At 68.0% G+C, this 16,144-nt stretch carries 13 protein-coding genes; 1 reads left to right on the plus strand and 12 read right to left on the minus strand.

What is annotated here, in order from left to right; genetic code table 11:
* Positions 1-41: 41 nt before the first annotated feature.
* From OG985_RS20555 to OG985_RS20580, 6 genes are all read right to left on the minus strand, one after another.
* Entirely contained in the window at positions 42-4,652 is a 4,611-nt protein-coding gene (locus OG985_RS20555) for an RHS repeat-associated core domain-containing protein (protein WP_371669795.1), read from the minus strand.
* 173 nt (positions 4,653-4,825) lie between these two features.
* Positions 4,826-5,476, minus strand: coding sequence for a hypothetical protein (locus OG985_RS20560; protein ID WP_371669796.1), 651 nt, complete (start codon positions 5,474-5,476; stop codon positions 4,826-4,828).
* Between the two features lie 54 nt (positions 5,477-5,530).
* Positions 5,531-6,115 carry a hypothetical protein gene (locus OG985_RS20565; protein WP_371669797.1) on the minus strand — a complete coding sequence of 195 codons (585 nt, stop codon included), beginning with the start codon at positions 6,113-6,115 and terminating at the stop codon, positions 5,531-5,533.
* A 1-nt stretch (position 6,116) separates the two neighbouring features.
* Entirely contained in the window at positions 6,117-6,725 is a 609-nt protein-coding gene (locus tag OG985_RS20570) for a hypothetical protein (RefSeq protein ID WP_371669798.1), read from the minus strand.
* Complete coding sequence (locus OG985_RS20575) at positions 6,722-11,293, minus strand: DUF6531 domain-containing protein (protein WP_371669799.1); 4,572 nt, start codon at positions 11,291-11,293, stop codon at positions 6,722-6,724. The genes OG985_RS20570 and OG985_RS20575 overlap by 4 nt, the downstream gene beginning before the upstream one ends.
* A 95-nt stretch (positions 11,294-11,388) precedes the next feature.
* Positions 11,389-12,036, minus strand: a complete 648-nt coding sequence (locus tag OG985_RS20580) for a hypothetical protein (protein ID WP_371669800.1) — start codon at positions 12,034-12,036, stop codon at positions 11,389-11,391.
* 128 nt (positions 12,037-12,164) lie between these two features.
* Between OG985_RS20580 and OG985_RS20585 the strand changes: the two genes are divergently transcribed.
* On the plus strand, positions 12,165-12,509 hold the full coding sequence (locus OG985_RS20585; protein WP_371674446.1) for a hypothetical protein: 345 nt from the start codon (positions 12,165-12,167) through the stop codon (positions 12,507-12,509).
* A 9-nt stretch (positions 12,510-12,518) separates the two neighbouring features.
* Here OG985_RS20585 and OG985_RS20590 read toward each other — a convergent pair whose 3' ends face one another.
* The 6 genes from OG985_RS20590 to OG985_RS20615 all read right to left on the minus strand — a co-directional run bounded on the left by OG985_RS20590 (position 12,519) and on the right by OG985_RS20615 (position 16,142).
* The gene (locus tag OG985_RS20590; protein WP_371669801.1) at positions 12,519-12,980 is read right to left on the minus strand and encodes a pilus assembly protein TadG-related protein; all 462 of its coding nucleotides are present in this window, start codon (positions 12,978-12,980) and stop codon (positions 12,519-12,521) included.
* Complete coding sequence (locus tag OG985_RS20595; protein ID WP_371669802.1) at positions 12,977-13,453, minus strand: TadE/TadG family type IV pilus assembly protein; 477 nt, start codon at positions 13,451-13,453, stop codon at positions 12,977-12,979. Before OG985_RS20595 ends, OG985_RS20590 begins: the two co-directional genes overlap by 4 nt.
* On the minus strand, positions 13,453-13,833 hold the full coding sequence (locus tag OG985_RS20600; protein ID WP_371674447.1) for a TadE family protein: 381 nt from the start codon (positions 13,831-13,833) through the stop codon (positions 13,453-13,455). Before OG985_RS20600 ends, OG985_RS20595 begins: the two co-directional genes overlap by 1 nt.
* A gap of 112 nt (positions 13,834-13,945) precedes the next feature.
* Positions 13,946-14,197, minus strand: a complete 252-nt coding sequence (locus OG985_RS20605) for a hypothetical protein (protein ID WP_371669803.1) — start codon at positions 14,195-14,197, stop codon at positions 13,946-13,948.
* Between the two features lie 38 nt (positions 14,198-14,235).
* Positions 14,236-15,144: a type II secretion system F family protein gene (locus tag OG985_RS20610; protein WP_371674448.1), complete on the minus strand. Its 909-nt coding sequence runs from the start codon at positions 15,142-15,144 to the stop codon at positions 14,236-14,238.
* A gap of 11 nt (positions 15,145-15,155) precedes the next feature.
* Positions 15,156-16,142, minus strand: a complete 987-nt coding sequence (locus OG985_RS20615; RefSeq protein ID WP_371669804.1) for a type II secretion system F family protein — start codon at positions 16,140-16,142, stop codon at positions 15,156-15,158.
* Positions 16,143-16,144 lie beyond the last annotated feature (2 nt).

Here is a 16,144-nt window from a genome sequence, read left to right on the forward strand (position 1 = left end):
TCCTTCTCCCTGTGCCGTTCCCGTCGTACGAGCTCGTCCGGCTAGAGCAACTCGTGCGTCATCCTCAGGATGTTCGAATTGAACACATGGGCCGACCCGTCGCGGAGTCCGAAATTCAGCCCGCCACGCTCCATTTTCACATGCACGAATTCGGTGCTCTCTCCGATCTCGTCCAGGTGGAGGCCGTACGCTTCGCGTATCGCGGTGATGTTGTCCCCGGATCCGCGTCCGGCCGCGATGAGCGCGTCCCTGGTTCCCGGCTTCATCTCGTAACGCACGAGATGCGTGTACTTCTGGGCGTTCCTCCCACCGCGCCGAGCGAAGCGCTCCGCGATCCCGGTGACGTAATCAGCCTCCTGCGTCACGAAGTTCTCGCCTCGGGGGGTTATCTCTCCGTTGGGGCCCAACCGCGAAAACTCTTTCTCCGACATCACACGGTGAAATACCTCGTAGGGTCCGAGGCCCAGCGGGTCCGTGCCCGCCCAGGGATTGGGTACGTAGGCAGTGGGATGCGGTGCCGTGCTCAGCCCGAGCGGGTCGGGGGTCACGTAGCGGCCGCTGTCGGGATCGTAGTGGCGGTGCTGGTTGTAGTGGAGCCCGGTTTCGGGGTCGTGGTATTGACCAGGGAATCGGAGTGGCGTGTACGTCGTGCTGTCCGTCGGCCATGCGGTGCTACCCCAAAGCGTGGAGCGGGCCCGCCACGCGATGCTTCCCCCGGCGTCCACCAGTTCCGTCGGCGTGCCCACGAGGTCGGTGACGATGGCGAAGAACCGGGAGTCAATCTCCTCCTGCGTCGCCGCGTCCACCACTCGTTCCGTTTGGGCGACGGGATGGAGACCGTCATAGTCCCAGGTCAGGGTGACCGGGTGGGGCCGCCCGTCGCTTGTGGTCGTCTGCTCGACGAGGGTGTCACCGTCCCAGGTGAAGCGGGTCTCCTCCACGACGGCTGTTCCGTCTGCGACCATCCGCTGCTTGGCGACCCGGCGGCCGAAGACGTCGTACCGATACCGCCACACCACACCGTCGGGTGTGATCACGGACGTCAGCCGGTCCTCCGCGTCCCAGGCATAGCGCCACGTCTCCCGGCGCCGTGAGAGGCGGGTTCTGCGGCGCACCACCATGCGGCCCGCGCCGTCGTACTCGTAGCCCACGCCGCCGGCTCTGGTCACGCGCGTGCCCGTGTAGGTGCGTCGGCCTCTTGCCTCAGGCTCCGGCTGGGTGTCCGGCCAGGCAGCGTCGGTTTGGTTGCCCGCAGCGTCGTACACGTACCGTTCCCGCCAGTTCCGCGCGCTCACCGCCGTGACCCGTCCCAGGGCGTCCAGTTCGATGTGGCGCGAGCCGTTCCGCAGATCGTCCACGGCGGTGACGTGGCCGTCGGGCCGGTAGGCGTACCGACGGCTCTGTAGCGTCCCATGGGGCGTTTCGGCCGTCTGCTCCACAAGGTGGCCCGAGGCGTCCCACCGGCTGTTCACGGTGAGGGACTCATTGACCTGGCGAGTGATCTCTCGTCCGGCGACGTCGTAGCCGAAACGCACGGCGCGCCCGGCCGTGGTCACGGAGTTGCGCCGGCCGTGGGCGTCATAGTCGTACGTCGACACGGCTCCTGTGGGTGTCACGCGCCGGGTGCGCCGGCCGAGACCGTCGTATTCGAAGGACAGCAACCGGTCGTCCACGCACTCTGCGACGATCCTGCCCCACTGGTCCCGCTCCAGCCGAACGGAGGAGTCCGGGCCAGTGGCGCGCAGCAGACGTCCCATGGCGTCGTGCTCGTACCGACTGACGGCGCCGTCGGCGTCTTTCGTCACCACCTGGCCGAGGACGTCACGCTCGTAGGCGATCGCCTGTCCCAGAGCGTTCTTCCGGAGCACGATCCGGCCGACCGCGTCGTACTCATAGCGCAGGCTACGACCGTCAAAGTCGGACTCCGACTCGATGCGCCCGGCAGGGTCGTAGGTGTACTCCCACGTCAGCCCCTGGGGGTTCGTGACCTTGGTCAATCGTAGAGAGGCGTCGTGTTCGTAGGTGTATCTGGCTCCGTCCGGTCCCGTTCTGGCGGCGAGCAGGTCGAAGTGCGTGTACTCGTACGTACTCACGCCACCGTTCGCGTCTGTGTGGCGGACGCAGTTGCCCTCGCCGTCGTACTCCCAGGTCTCCTGTGCGCCGCCGGGGCCCACCCATCGCGCAATCCGGCCTTCGACGGTCCACCACAGGTGTGCCTCGCTGCCGGTCGTGTCAGCGACCGCCACCACCCTGCCGAAGACGTCGTGGCGACGCCACTCCCGCCCGCCCCGCGCCTCGGTCAGCCCTGTGGTCAGGCCCGCCGCATTGGTCTCGATCCGGGTCGTGTTCCCCAAGGGGTCGGTGACCGACGTCAGATGTCCCGCGTCATCGTGTGCGTACCTCACGGTCGCGCCGCCGGGACCGGTGACCGCCTCGCAGTTACCCCTCTCGTCGTACTCCCGCCGCCAAGTGCTCCCGTCGGCATGGACGGTCACGGTGGGCCTGCCATTCCCGTCGTACGTGAAACGCGCCGTCGCTTCGTCCGGGTAGGTGATGACCAGAGGCAGACCCATGTCATCGCGGGCGTAGTGAGTGGTGTGGCCGAGCCCATCCGTTTGGGACAGGACATGGTGGTGCTCGTCATAGCTGGTGCGCGTGGTGTGGCCGAGAGGGTCGATCTCCGCGACGACCTGGCTGAGTGGATTGATGACAAACCTGGTCGTGGCGTTCTCGGCCGTGGTGAGCGTGGTGACATGACAGTCGGGCCAGGCAGGGTCGGCACCGGAGTAGTCGAGCGTGACGGTGACATGGCCGGCCTCGCCACCCTCCGCGACGCAGCGGTCCTGAGCGTCGTAGGTGTACTCATAACGGCTGTCGTTGGTATCGATCCACGAGGTGATGCGCGACCGCTCGTCGTAAGTGAGACGAAGCGGGAGACCGGAGGAGTTGATGATGTCGGTGAGGTTGCCGTCGGTGTAGGCATAGCGCTTGATGACGACGTCCCCGCCGTCATCAGTGGGGCTGACCAAGCTAAGAGTGGTGACGCGGCCTTCTTCTGTGGTGAACGCGAGGTGGTAGCCGCCGGAGTGGCGGATGGCGAGCGGGGTGCCGTGCTCGTCGTGGTCAAAGGTGATGGTGTGTCGGTTGCGGTCGATGACACGAACCGGCAGGGCGATTCCGTCGGCCGTGGCGCGGGCGAAGTGACGGGCCAGACCGGTGACGGGGTCGTCGATGCGATAGCTGCCGTCGTCCAGGCAGGTCAACGGCAGGCGGGGCCCGGCTTCTGGCAGTACCGGCGTCTGCCGAGCAGAAGGGTGAGGGTAGTCGAGCAACAGGCCGTCCTCTGTGACGAAGACGATGCCGTCCGCGTCGATCTCCAGACGCTGGTCGATGGTGGAGGCCCAGGTGGGGCCGAACCACCAGCCGCAGCGGTAGTCGGAGGCGGCTCTGCGGGTGAACGCCAGAGCCAGGAGGCCGGGAAGGTCCACATCGGTCTGCGGCAGATACATCGCCCCGGTGGCCATGTCCACCGGATCACTTCCCTTGGACCGAACGATGCTCCTCAGCCGGTTGTAGGCGCCCTTGGCGCCGTCGGCGAGCATGCCGCGAGCGTTCTTGCCCAACCCTCGCACCGCCAGGCTCAGGCCCTTCATCCCGCCCCTGAGGCCCTTCATCGCGGCCATACCGCCCTTGAGGCCCTTGGCGAGGCCACCGAGCGTGGTCAGCCCCTTCATGCCCGGTATGCAGTCCAGCGCCGCGAACCCCACATCCCATAGGGAGGCTTGCCCTTTGGAGTATTTGTAGAGCGTGTCGGCGAGCACGACCAGCGCGGCGATCAGCACGATCGCACCGAGAATCGGCCCACCGATGATCATCGCGATGATGCCGACGACCGCGACGACGACCTTGCACACCGTGACGATGGTGTCCCAGTTGTCCTCGAACCAGTCGCCGACCTCCTCCCACCACGACCGGTTCTGGATCCCCGCGTCCGACGCCTCGTCGATCTTCGACTTGGCCTCCCGCGCGGCGTCCTCACGCATCTTGCGCGCGTCCTCGGCCATCTTCTTCGCCGCGTCCAGCGCGTCCTGCGCGGTGCTGACGTCCGACTGCGCCTTGGAATGCGCGGACTTGGCCTGCTGCGCGTCCCGGGTGGCGGCGCGGACCTTGGTCTCGTCCGGCTTCTCCCCACCGGACTTGCTGCCGGTCGGGTCGTCCTTGTACTTGTCGGCTTCCTTGGTGGCACGGGTGACCCAGGAGTCGGCCGACGACAGCCTCGACTGCGCCGACGACAAGTCACTCTGCGCTTCACGGGCCTTGACCAGCGCCTTGTCGGCCAGCGCCTGGGCCCGCTCCAGCTTCGGCCAGTACGCCGCCAGCGCGTCGCCACACAGGTCGTAGGACTTCTTCAGCTTTTTGAGGTTCTTCGGGACACCGGAGAACTGGTCCTGGAAGACGTCGGCGGACTTCCCCGCCCACTGCAGCATGGTGTCCTCGCCGGCCATCCCCTTGACCAGCCGCAGCGCTTCGGAGACGTCGTCAGCGAAGTCGTGCAACTGTCTGGCCAGCGACCGCACCCGTTCCGGGTCGCCCGGCGTCGGATCCTTGTCCAGATCCAGGACATGCCAGTCCCGCGGCCGAAGCCCAGCCATACCGCAACCCCCGTCACGCGCAACCCATCAACAACCCTGTGCACACGCGAACTTACAAGGCACAGTCGTTCGAGGGAAAGCTCAACCGGTGAACCCGGCGGCCTCGTCGGACAGCCGCGGGAGCGACCGGTTGCGGCCGTGCGGCACGCCTGTGCGGTGCCGGCGCGTGGCAGTCAGCCTGATCGCGTGGAGGGATCGAGCAAGTCCTCCAGCGCGTGGGCGTACCGCCTGAGATTCACTTTGGCGTCTTCACGTGAAGGTGATTCGGGACGCAGGATCTCCGGCAGGAACCTGACGCGCCACAGGCGAAAGGCGTCCCACGCCACCCGCTCGTCATCGACACCCAGCAACGAACCGGCCATGCGCATGGCGGCGACGATGAGTTCCGGCGCCGTTTTCAGACCTGGCCCTCTGAGTGTCGCGGTACTCACCAGAGCATGCAGGAGAGTGGCCAACTGGAGGTCACCTGCCATGCGCAGCATGCGCCGCAGGACGGCGGGGTTGTCGGTGTCGGGTGGATAGCCTTCGATGGATCCCGAGTACAGCGTCACGTACTCAGCAGTCACCTCTCGACCGTCGTTCCACCCTCCCTGCCTCTCGAAGACGGCCATCGTCTCGGCGGAAAAGTCGCCGATGACCCGGACCAGAGTGAGAAGGCTGTCCACCTCATCCCGCCTGGTGGCCACGAACGCGGCGAGCGAGACATCGCGCAGGGACCTCGCCCCGGAGACGGTCACGGCGCCCAGCTCCAGGATTCCCCACAGCGGAGCGAACACGTCGTAGCCGAGTCCCCTTTCGGAGAACGGGACATACCCTTCCGTCATCGCAATGGACCCCCATTCCGCAAACAGGCCCGACCGCACAACCTGCCGCCGGGATCAGTCGGCCGCAAAGTGCTCCACGTAGTCGGCGATCAGATGTGATGGGTTGGCTGCCTGCGTGGCGTCGAGTTCCCAGCCGGGACAGTCCATGTCGAAGATGATGACCGGGACGGAATGACCCAGGGCGGCTTCGACGTGTCCGCCGGAGTGCAGAGACCTGGCGAGGTCGATACAGGCGTCCACGAAATGGGTATCCAGGAGGCTGGATTCGGCGTCCGGCTCGTCGGGTCCCTCGTACCAGAACCCCAGCCGCTTCACTTCCTGCTCGTAGAGTGCGCTCCCGACCGGATCGTCAGGGACGTTGCCGAGCCTCTCGAATCCCTCTAGCAGCCAGTAGGCGTAGTTCCAGCGGGTTTCTCCCGGATCGGGGCTCGGCCTCCCGGACATCTGCTGCCGGAAGTGACTTTCGGTGTTGTAACCGATGGCCACATACGGGCGGCGACTGTCCTGGTCGACACGCCAGATCCGGAACGAGACCAGGTACATCTCGGCCTTGAGTGCCTCGGGGAAGCGTCGGAGAACGCGCTCGCCCGACCGCCGCAGATGCTGCCGGAAGGACTCCAGGCGGTCGACGGCGAGCATGTCAGAAGCCCCAGGGGTTGGGGTGCGGGGTGCTCGAGGGATCCTCGGACCAGATGAGGCGGGCCTCGAGATCGCCGTCGAGGAGCTCGGTCAGGCGGTCCACGGCCCAGCCGTTCCAGTGGACGCCGCCCGGGTACTCGGGCACCCGGAAGGCGGGCAGCTCGGCCGGCACCGCGTCGGGCCGGAAGACCGTGATCTTCATCTGGCCGGTTCCCTTCTTCGGTTTCGACGACCTGCGCGGGTCCACGCAGTCGATGACTTTCTCCACGAGGTAGAGGAGATAGTCCGCGGCCCCGCCCGGATCGCTGTCCTCCGGGATGACGGGAAGGTACCTTCCGGCTTTCGAGAGTTCGTCGGCCAGGAGATCGGCGATGCGGCGGCTGAACACCGGGGCACCCGGATACCCGCACGGGAACTCGGCGGGCCGCAGCCGTGGATTCCCCACCCATTCGGCGCGGAACGACTCCGGCAGATCCCCGGAATCCCCCGTGCGCAGCCAGCGGATCAGCTTCCGGTGCGCGTCCTCCTCGAGGGACAGGGTCCGGAAGTCCCCCATGCTCGGCATCAGGCGGTAGACCGCGAGGGGCTCGCGGGACGCGTCAGCGGTCATGGCGCCGTCCAGACCGCGCCGGGACCCGGTGCACCAGTGGACAGTTCGCCCTCGACCTGACGGCCGATGCCGCGCAGCTCCTGGCGCAACTGGGCACGGATGGCGCGGGCACCCATGCCCTGGTCCACTCCGTCGCGTACGACCTGTTCCAGGTGCTCGTTGACCCGACGCAGGAAGGGCTCGCGGTGTGTGAAGTTGTGTGGGGTTGGGTGAGCCAGCGGGATTCCGTTGGCAGCGTCATTGACATCGACTCCATACCTCTCCAGCAGAGCGCGGCTGCGGGCGCCGGGGACCCAGTGCCCCGCGTTGCCTCCCGACGGAACAATATGGGCGGCCGCGTGCCCGCGTGGCACCCGGCGCCCCTCGCGCCTCATGTTCCTGCGCAGCCTGCGCGCGTTCTGGCGGCACGTGAGCAGGCCCAGGTAGTCGATCCACAGCAGGGGGTTGATGGCGTAGCGGCGGGGGTTCGGGCCCGCGTCCATCCCGAGTGGGTCCGGACTGATGTAGGCGCCCGTCGCCGGGTCGTAGTGCCTGAAGTAGTTGTAGTGGAGCCCGGTCTCCGTGTCGAAGTACTGGCCGGGGAAGCGCAGTGGTATGTCGGCCGTCGCGTCCGGGTCGGGCGTGGCGAGACCCCAGAGTGTGGCGTCCGCGCGCCAGGCGACGGAGCCGTCCTCGGAGACGAGTTCGGTCGGAGTGCCCACGAGGTCGGTGACGATGGCGAAGAAGCGCTCGTCGACTACGTCCTGCGGAGCGTCGGCAGGCAGGAGACGCTCCGTCTGGGCTACCGGCATCACTCCGTCGCGGTCCCAGGTGAGGACCCGTTCCCCGGCACCGTCGAGGGTGCGCGTCGCCTGCTCCACCAGGTGCGGGCCGTCCCAGGTGAAGCGCGTCTCCTCCACGACGGTCGTCCCGTCCGGGGCCAGGCGCTGCTTGCCGACCCGGCGCCCCAACGGGTCGTGGACATACCGCCAAGTGATCCCGTCGGGCGTGATCACAGAGGTGAGGCGGTCCTCGGCGTCCCAGAAGTAGCGCCAGACGTCCGGCTTTCGCGAAAGTCTGGTTCTGCGGCGCATGGTCACGCGACCTGCGGCGTCGTATTCGTAGTGGACGCCTCCGGCGCGAGAGACGCGGTCGCCCGTGTAGGCCCGCTCGCCGCGTGCCTCGGGCATGGGGTGCCGATCCGGCCAGGAGGCCCAGATCTGGTTGCCGGTCTCGTCGTACGCGTAGGTCTCGGCCCAGCCCTCCGCCCGGACGGCGGTGACCTGTCCCGCCGTGTCGACGTCGAAGGTGCGGCGGCCGGCGACAGGATCGTCGAGCGCCGTCACGGAGCCGTCGGCCCGGTAGGTGTACGTCTGCTGCTTGAGAGGCCGCGCGGAGTTCTGCTCGGAGTTGTGCTCGGACAGCGTCTGCCCGGTGAGCCGGTCCTCGGTGTCCCAGGTCTGCGTGAGAGCGAGCCCGGACGCGCCCAGCCGACGTGTCGTCTCCCGTCCCACCACGTCGTGGGCGGAGGCGAGTGTCCTGCCGGACGCGGTCAACGCGGTGCGGTTGCCGGCGGCGTCGTAGGTGTACACGCTGATGGCGCCACTCGGAGTCGTACGGCGCGTGGGGCGGCTCAGCGCATCGTAGGACGTGGTCAGCGCGCGTCCGTCGATCGCCTCGCTCGTGATGCGGCCTGCCCGGTCGTACCGGTACGTGAGCGTGACGCCCTCGGCCGTGGCCCGCAGGAGCCGTCCGACGGCGTCGTGGACGAAAACGGTCGTCGAGCCGTCCACCGTCTTCTCCACCTGACGGCCCACGTCGTCGTACCGGAAGGCGGCCGTCTGCCCCAGTGGATTGGTACGGCTGACGAGTTGGCCTGCTGCGTCGTGGGCGTAGGCGACGGTCCGGCCGTCGAAGTCCGTCTCCCTGACGAGCCGGCCCGCGGCGTCGTGGGTGTAGTCCCACGTGTGCCCGTGCGGATTCGTGACCCGGGTGAGGCGCAGCTCGGTGTCGTGGGCGAAGAGGTACCGGACTCCGTCCGGAGTGGTTTTGGAGGTCAGCAGGTCGAAGCCGCCGTAGGTGAAGCGGGTGACCCGGCCGAGGGAGTCCGTGTGTGTGACGCAGTTTCCCTCGCCGTCGTAAGCCCAGCTCTCCCTCCCGCCGTCCGGATCGGTGCGCGAGGACATCTGGCCCTCGACAGTCCAGGTCGTCGCTGTCGTCGCGCCCAGGGGGTCGATGACGGTGGCGCTCCGTCCGAAGGGGTCGTAGGCGAAGTGCCAGACGGCTCCGAGTGGGTCCGTCACCGAGACGGGCTGTCCGGCTTCGTTGTTGGTGAAGAACTGCGTGGCGCCCACCGGGTCCGTGAGGGAGGTCAGGGCGCCGGTGCGGTCCCGTGTGAACCTCACGGTCGCGCCGTCGGCGTTCGTCACGGCGGTGCAGTTGCCCCGCTCGTCCCATTCCTGGCGCGTCACCGAACCGTCGTAGTTCGTCAGCTCCACAGGCAGGTTGAGCTCGTTGAAACGGGCCGACGACGTACTGCCGTCAGGAAGATGAATAGCCGTCAGGTTCCCTTCGGCATCCCGCTCGAAAAGCGTCGTGCGACCCAACTGGTCTGTTCGCGATATGAGTTCATCGCGTTCGCTCCACTCCTGGTGGACCACGTTGCCCAGCGGATCGGTTTCGGCGATCAGCTGGAAGGAGTCGTTGAACTGGTGGACCGTGGCATGCCCGAGCGAGTCGACGGCTGTCGTGCGGCGCGCCTCGTCGTCGTAGATGAAGGTGTAGTCGAGGACTCCGTCACGGCCGCGTCCTGCCGTGCAGCGACCGGCGGAGTCGTACTCGAAGCGGTACCAGACGCCGTTGCGGTCCTCCCAGCCGGTGAGCCGTCGATGGTCGTCGTAGAAGTACCGAAGCGGTAGCCCGGAGGAGTTGACGACCTGGGCGAGGTTGCCGTGCGCGTCGTAGCCATAGCGCACGAGGACGGGTTGCTCGGGGGCATTGCGCAGGGCAAGCGCGCTGATTCTTCCGTCTTCGCAGGTCACACCTACGCGGTAGCCGCCGTGGTGAGCGATCTCGTCAGGAGTGCCGTCGGGTGCGTAGGACACCGTGATCGTGTTGTCGTTGCGGTCCCTGACGGCCACCAGCGCGGCCTCTGCGTGCGGACGCTCCGGGACCGGCCGGAAGGCAAAGGTCTGCCCGGTCTCGGGCCGGTGCACGGTGATCTCACCCCCCGGCGTGCCGTCCCAGCTCATGAGCCAGTGAGGCCCTGCCACGGGGAGGACGGGCACGTCCGGCTCAGGGACCGGGTACACGAGGACCATGCCGTCCTCGACCACGTACCGCACTTCGGAGGCATTCAGAATGAGACGCTGATCCAGCGTCGAGGTCCAACTCCGTCCGAGAAGACTGCCTCCCGGGGACGCGGTCCGGTAGTGCCGTTCGAAGAGGAGCGGCAGCATGCCGTCCAGGGAGACATCCGTGGCGGACATGACCATCTCACCGGTGGCCATGTCGACGGGATCACCGCGCGTGATGAGCTTCTTCATCTGCCGGCCCAGCGAACGGGTGCTCTTGCCGAGTCCCTTCACGCTGAGAGCCATGCCCTTGAGGCCTACCTTGCCCAGGCCTCTCATGCCCTTGGCGAGCTTGCCAAGGCTGGTGATGCCCTTGCCGCCGGGTATGCAGTCAAGGGCGGCGAACGCCACATCCCACAGCGACGCTTGCCCTTTGGAGTATTTGTAGAGCGTGTCGGCGAGCACGACCAGCGCCGCGATCAGCACGATCGCGCCCAGGATCGGCCCACCGATGATCATCGCGACGATGCCCACCACGGCCACGACGATTTTGCACACCGCGACGATGTTGTCCCAGTTGTCCGTGAACCAGTCGCCGACCTCCTCCCACCACGACCGGTTCTGGATCCCCGCGTCCGACGCCTCGTCGATCTTCGACTTGGCCTCCCGTGCGGCGTCCTCACGCATCTTGCGGGCGTCCTCGGCCATCTTCTTCGCCGCGTCCAGCGCGTCCTGCGCGCCGTTCACGTCCGACTGGGCCGTCGAATGCGCGGACTTGGCCTGCTGCGCGTCCCGGGTGGCGGCGCGGACCTTGGTCTCGTCCGGCTTCTCGGCATCGGACTTGCTGCCGGTCGGGTCGTCCTTGTACTTGTCGGCCTCCTTGTTCGCCCGCGTCACCCACGAATCCGCCGACGACAACCGGGACTTGGCCGACGCCAGGTCCGTCTGCGCCTCACGCCCCCGGGCCAACGCCCGGTCCGCCAGCGCCTGCGCCCGCTCCAGCTTCGGCCAGAAGTCCGCGAGCGCGTCCCCGCACATCTCGTAGGACTTCTTCAGCTTCTTCAGGTTCTTCGGAACGCCGGAGAACTCCTCCTGGAACACATCGGCGGACTTCCCCACCCACTCCAGCATCGTGTCCTCGCCGGCCATCCCCTTGACCAGGCGAAGTGCGTCCGAGACGTCGTCGGCGAAGTCGTGCAGCGTCCTGGCCAGCGTCCGCACCCGGTCCGGATCACCCGGCGTCGGATCCCCGTCCAGATCCAGAACATGCCAGTCCCGCGGCCGATACCCCGCCATACCGCAACCCCCGTCACGCGCAACCCATCAACAACCGTATGCACACGCGAACTTACAAGGCACAGTCGTTCGAGGAAAAGGTCATTCGGTGAAGCTCAACCGGTGAAGCGGAACGTCGAGGTGATCGCGTCGAAGATGTCGAAGAAGGAGTCGGCGAGGTCCAGCACCTGGCTGCTGCCCGCCACCAGGGCGACCTTGCCCTCCTGCCCCGGCACCGGGATGAACGTCTGCATCAGCACGGCTCGGATCGTGCGGTTCAGGGCGTCTCCCGGTACGGCGATGTCCTCGATGCCGTACGTCCGCGCGGCCGGACCCACGCTTGGGATGTCGACGGTCGTCACCTTCCGCCAGGCGTCCCCGGCCCGCTTCGCCTCCTTCACGGCGAGCCCGCTCGCGATCGCGGCCGGATCCGTCGACAGCGGCTCACCCTGTTGCGTGCGGCCGCCGACCAGCGACACCGTCACGGAGCCGGTGATGGGGGTGTCCCCGCCGAAGCTCTCCGCCATGCATCCGCAGTACAGCGCGCCCGATTTCCACGCGTCCGCCGCCGCCTTCTGCAGGAAGGCGGTGTACAGGTCCCGGTACTGGGACAACTCCGGTCGCTCGCGCAGCCGTTCGTTCACCATGCGCCGGATCGAGTCGTCCCGCGACTCCGGCCGTACGTCGAACTCCCACCACGACTCGGGCACCTTGATCCGGAAACCCCCGCGCTCGACCGTGAGCGCCTCCATGTAGCGGGCCATGACGTCGACCTTCCCCGTTCCTCGACCATGCGGCGACTCAGCCACTCGATGACTCGATCACCCGTACAACCGCCGTACCGATGTACGGTGCCAGTCAGACTACGAGGCACAGCCTGGGGGCGGACACCATGGGCAAGGGCAAGAGCGACCTCACACTTCCGCTGAGCGAGCTGGAAGGCTACGGCAGCCGGCTCCGCTCCCTGAAGACCCGCCTCGACCACACCAAGAAGCTCTTCGAGTCCTACCGGGACGACATCGGCGACGGCAGCGTCAACGACGCCCTCGGCGATTTCGAGTCCAACTGGGAGGACGGCCGCGAGGACATCACCCAGCAGCTCGACGCGCTGGCCAAGATGTCCGACGCCGTCGTCCGGGAGTTCAGGAAGCTCGACGACGAACTCGCCAAGCAGGTCAACGACAAGATGCGGACGGAGGACAAGCGGCCCGGCAAGGGCAACAGCGGCGGCAGCTGAGCCCGGCCCTCAGCCCACCTCGTTCTCCGCCACCGCCTCCCCGTGCACGACCACGTCGCCGCCGTAGAACATTCCGGAGAAGACCGGCGAATACGTCAACTGCACGTTGACCTCGACCTGTTGGGCGTCCGCCGTGACGCAGTGGGTCGCGGCGATGTCCGCGCCGGACATGTCCATCTCGCGAGCGAAGGCCTTGACCCGGGCGTCGCAGTTCTGGAAGTTGATCGGCGCGGCGCCGCCCTGGTTCTCGTAGAGGGCTGCCGTGTCGATGTCCTGGGCGGCGAAGCGGGCCGCCTGTTCGGCGATGTCCGCCGCGCGCTCCCGCTTGGAGATGGACAGGCCGCCGTCGATGACGAAGGCCGACAGCGACAGGAAGACGAGCGCGAAGATGATGACCGCGCCGGCGCCCGACCCTCGGTCGTCCAGCTCCGCGTGTCGGGCGGACCACCAGGCCCGCAGGACATCCCTCACGCCGTCCTCCGGTACGGGTCCAGCGGCGAGCTGAAACTTGCCGTCAGCGTCGTCGGGACGTCCACGCCGAGCATGGCCAGGCCCCGGATCTGGCAGCTGACCTCCACCGTGAAGATGGTGTCGGGCTCGAAGCCCGCGCTGGTCTGCGTCACCGACACCGGACCCGAGCAGACGTCCGCGAGGTCGGCCTCGGCCGCCTTGCGGGCCTCGGCCATGGCCGTCCCGTGGTTCTTCTGGATGGAGCCCGCACGTGCCGCGTCCCGGGCCGCGCCGTCGAGCGCCCCACGGCCGTCGACGAGCTGTCCGAAGGCCACCAGGACCAGGATGAACATGATCATCACCGGGGCGAGGATCACCACCTCGACGGTGGACAGACCCCGGTCGTCACACTCCGGAGCCGGCCGAGTCCCTGGCCGTCTTTCCGGCCTTGTCCCCGACGCGTTCCCCCGGGTTCTCCTGAGGAGGAGATCCATCAGTTCCCGTCCTCCCGAACGAACCGCTCCACCGGTCCCGACGACCGCGCGTGCACCGTCAGGTCCAGTCCGGGGAACACCGTGGGCACCCGGGCGGTGATCTCGACGCCCACCGTGTTCTGCTCCGGCTGGAGCATCGTCACGTTCGGCGACAGCACCAGCTGCGGGCCGAGCTGGCTGATGTAGCTGTCCACGACGTCCTTCGCCTCGCCCCGCCACGCGCCCGGGGAGTCGTGCGCCGTGGCACGCGCCTTCCGCGCGCCCGCCTGGGCCGCCGCCTGCGCCACGTGGTCCGCGAAGAAGTACAGCGCGAACTGCACCGTCGCGAAGATCATGAAGAACAGGACCGGGGTGAGCAGCACGAACTCGATCGCGGTCATGCCGGAGTCACCGCGGGTGGCCGCCTCCTCGCGTGCGGTCCCCACCCTGCGGCGCACCCATCTGCCCACGCCCACCAGCAACCCCGTCAACCCCGTTGTGTTCGTACGACGATCAGCAGGTGCCGCTCGCCTTGGCGCCCTTGATGCAGTCGCCGACCTTGGTGGCTCCGTCGCTCAGGGCCGTGTTGATGATCGCGGCGACCACGCCGACGATCGCCACGACGACCGCCGAGATGATGACCCACTCCACCGCGGACGCACCGCGGTCGAGTTCACCGGAGCGAGCCCGCTGCACGCGGCTCTGGAGGAAGGTGATCAGGAAGTCCACCCCCGGGACCCCGGTGCTGAAGTTCCGTCGGCTCATGGTGAGTTGTCCTCTCGAAGAGATAGCTGTCGTCGACATCAGACCTGGAACACGCGCATCGCTGCCGGATAGATCAGGAACACCAGGAAGCCCGCGCACAGCAGCAGCTGGGCGACCAGCATCGACTGGGACTTCTCGCCCGCGCTGCCCTCGATCTCGGCCAGCTCGCGGTGCCGCATCGTCTCGGCGCGCGAGGCGAGCGACTCGCGCACCTTGGCGCCGTCGTCGGCGACCAGGGCCAGGGACGCGGAGAGGTCCTTCAACTCCTCCACGCCCAGCTCCTCGCCGAGCGAACCCAGCGCCTGCCACTGGCTGATGCCGGTGATACGGGCGTCGGCGAGCGCGTTGCGGATACGGCCCGTCGCCCAGCCGTCGGAGACCTCGGCGGCCGCCATCAGCGCCTCGGGCAGACCCCGGCCACCGGCCAGGCTCATGGACACGAGGTCCAGGTACGCGCCGATCACGCGGCGCAGGTCGCGCCGTTTCTCCGCCGCGTCCCGCCGTACCTCCAGGTCCGGCAGGAAGAAGAAGATCGCGCCGAACGCCAGCGCCAGCCAGACCGGGATGATCGGGCTGCTGCCGACGCCGAGCGTCCAGACGACCGCGAACAGGAGCGGGCCGAAGAACAGGCCGGCCGTGGCCAGCAGGACCTTCGTCGCCAGGAACTTCTCCCAGCTGCGCTCCAGTACCGCGAGGTCCGCCCGCAGCGAGCGCTGTTCCCAGCCCTGCTGAAGGTAGAACTCGGAGACGCGCAGACCGACTTGGGCCCGGAACGAGCCGATGCGGCCCTTGTCGGCCGTCGTCCGCGCCGACTCGTACGCCGCTCCGCGCGCCCGCATCGCGTCGATCCGCGCGACCTGCGAGACCGCGCTCCGCTTCGACGGCATGAGGGCGCGTACGAGGGCGTAGACGCCGAGGCCGAGCACCGCGCCGACGACGATCGGCATGGTCAGGTCGTTCACCGTCGTACCCCCTCTTCCGGGTGGAGCGGCTGCTGGGGAGACTGCTGCGAGGGCACCGCCGGACGGACGAACTGGACCGCCGACTCGTTGCGGACGAGGAAGCGTTCGGGTGTCTCGATGGTGGACAGCTTGCGCAGCCACCAGAAGCCGAGCGCGAACAGACCGCACACGCAGGCGAGGACGAGCTGCCCGACGGCAGTGCCGTACGGCTCGACGAACTCGCGGTTGAAGATGGACAGGCCGAGTACGAACGCGACCGAGACCGCTACGACGATCTGCACCGAACGGCGCGTCGACGCCCGCTGGGCCATCACGCGCTGCCGCATGTCGACCTCCTCGCGCGCCGACTTGGCCAGGGCGCCCAGGACCTGCCGCAGGCCGGGGCCGCGCAGCCGGGCGTTGAGGATCAGCGCGGCGACGATGATGTCGGCGGACGCGTCGTTGATCTCGTCGGCGAGATGCTGGAGGGCGTCCGGCAGCGGAGTGCGGGAACGCAGACGGTCGACGAGCGCGTCCAGGTGGGGGCGCAGGACGGGAGCGGACGCACGGGCCGAGGCCGGGATGGCCTGCTCCAGGCCCACCGCGCCCGCGATGGTGTCCCGCAGCGACTCCGTCCACGACGCGAGGGCCTCCACCCGCCGCATGGCCGACTTCTCCTCCGCGGCGCCGCCGAAGAGGCGGTCCCAGAAGAAGACGAGGACTCCGGCCGCGATACCGGCGACCGCCCAGCGGGTGAGCAGAAGCACGACGAGGCCGACGATCGCCGCGAGCGAACCGCGCTGTCCGGCGAACCGGATCAGCTCGTTCGCGCGCTCGGCGGCCTTCTGCTTCTCGTGCTCGGGCTTGGCCGGCAGGCCGCGTACCGCGACGAGGAACAGGGCGAGTCCGCCGCCGACGGCGACGCCGGAACCGATCGAGTAGAGAACGGTGGTGGAGAACAGGCCGCCCATGGTGCCGAGCGAGCCGAGTGCGACAGGCGTCATGT

Source organism: Streptomyces sp. NBC_00289, from assembly GCF_041435115.1.
Lineage (GTDB): Bacteria > Actinomycetota > Actinomycetes > Streptomycetales > Streptomycetaceae > Streptomyces.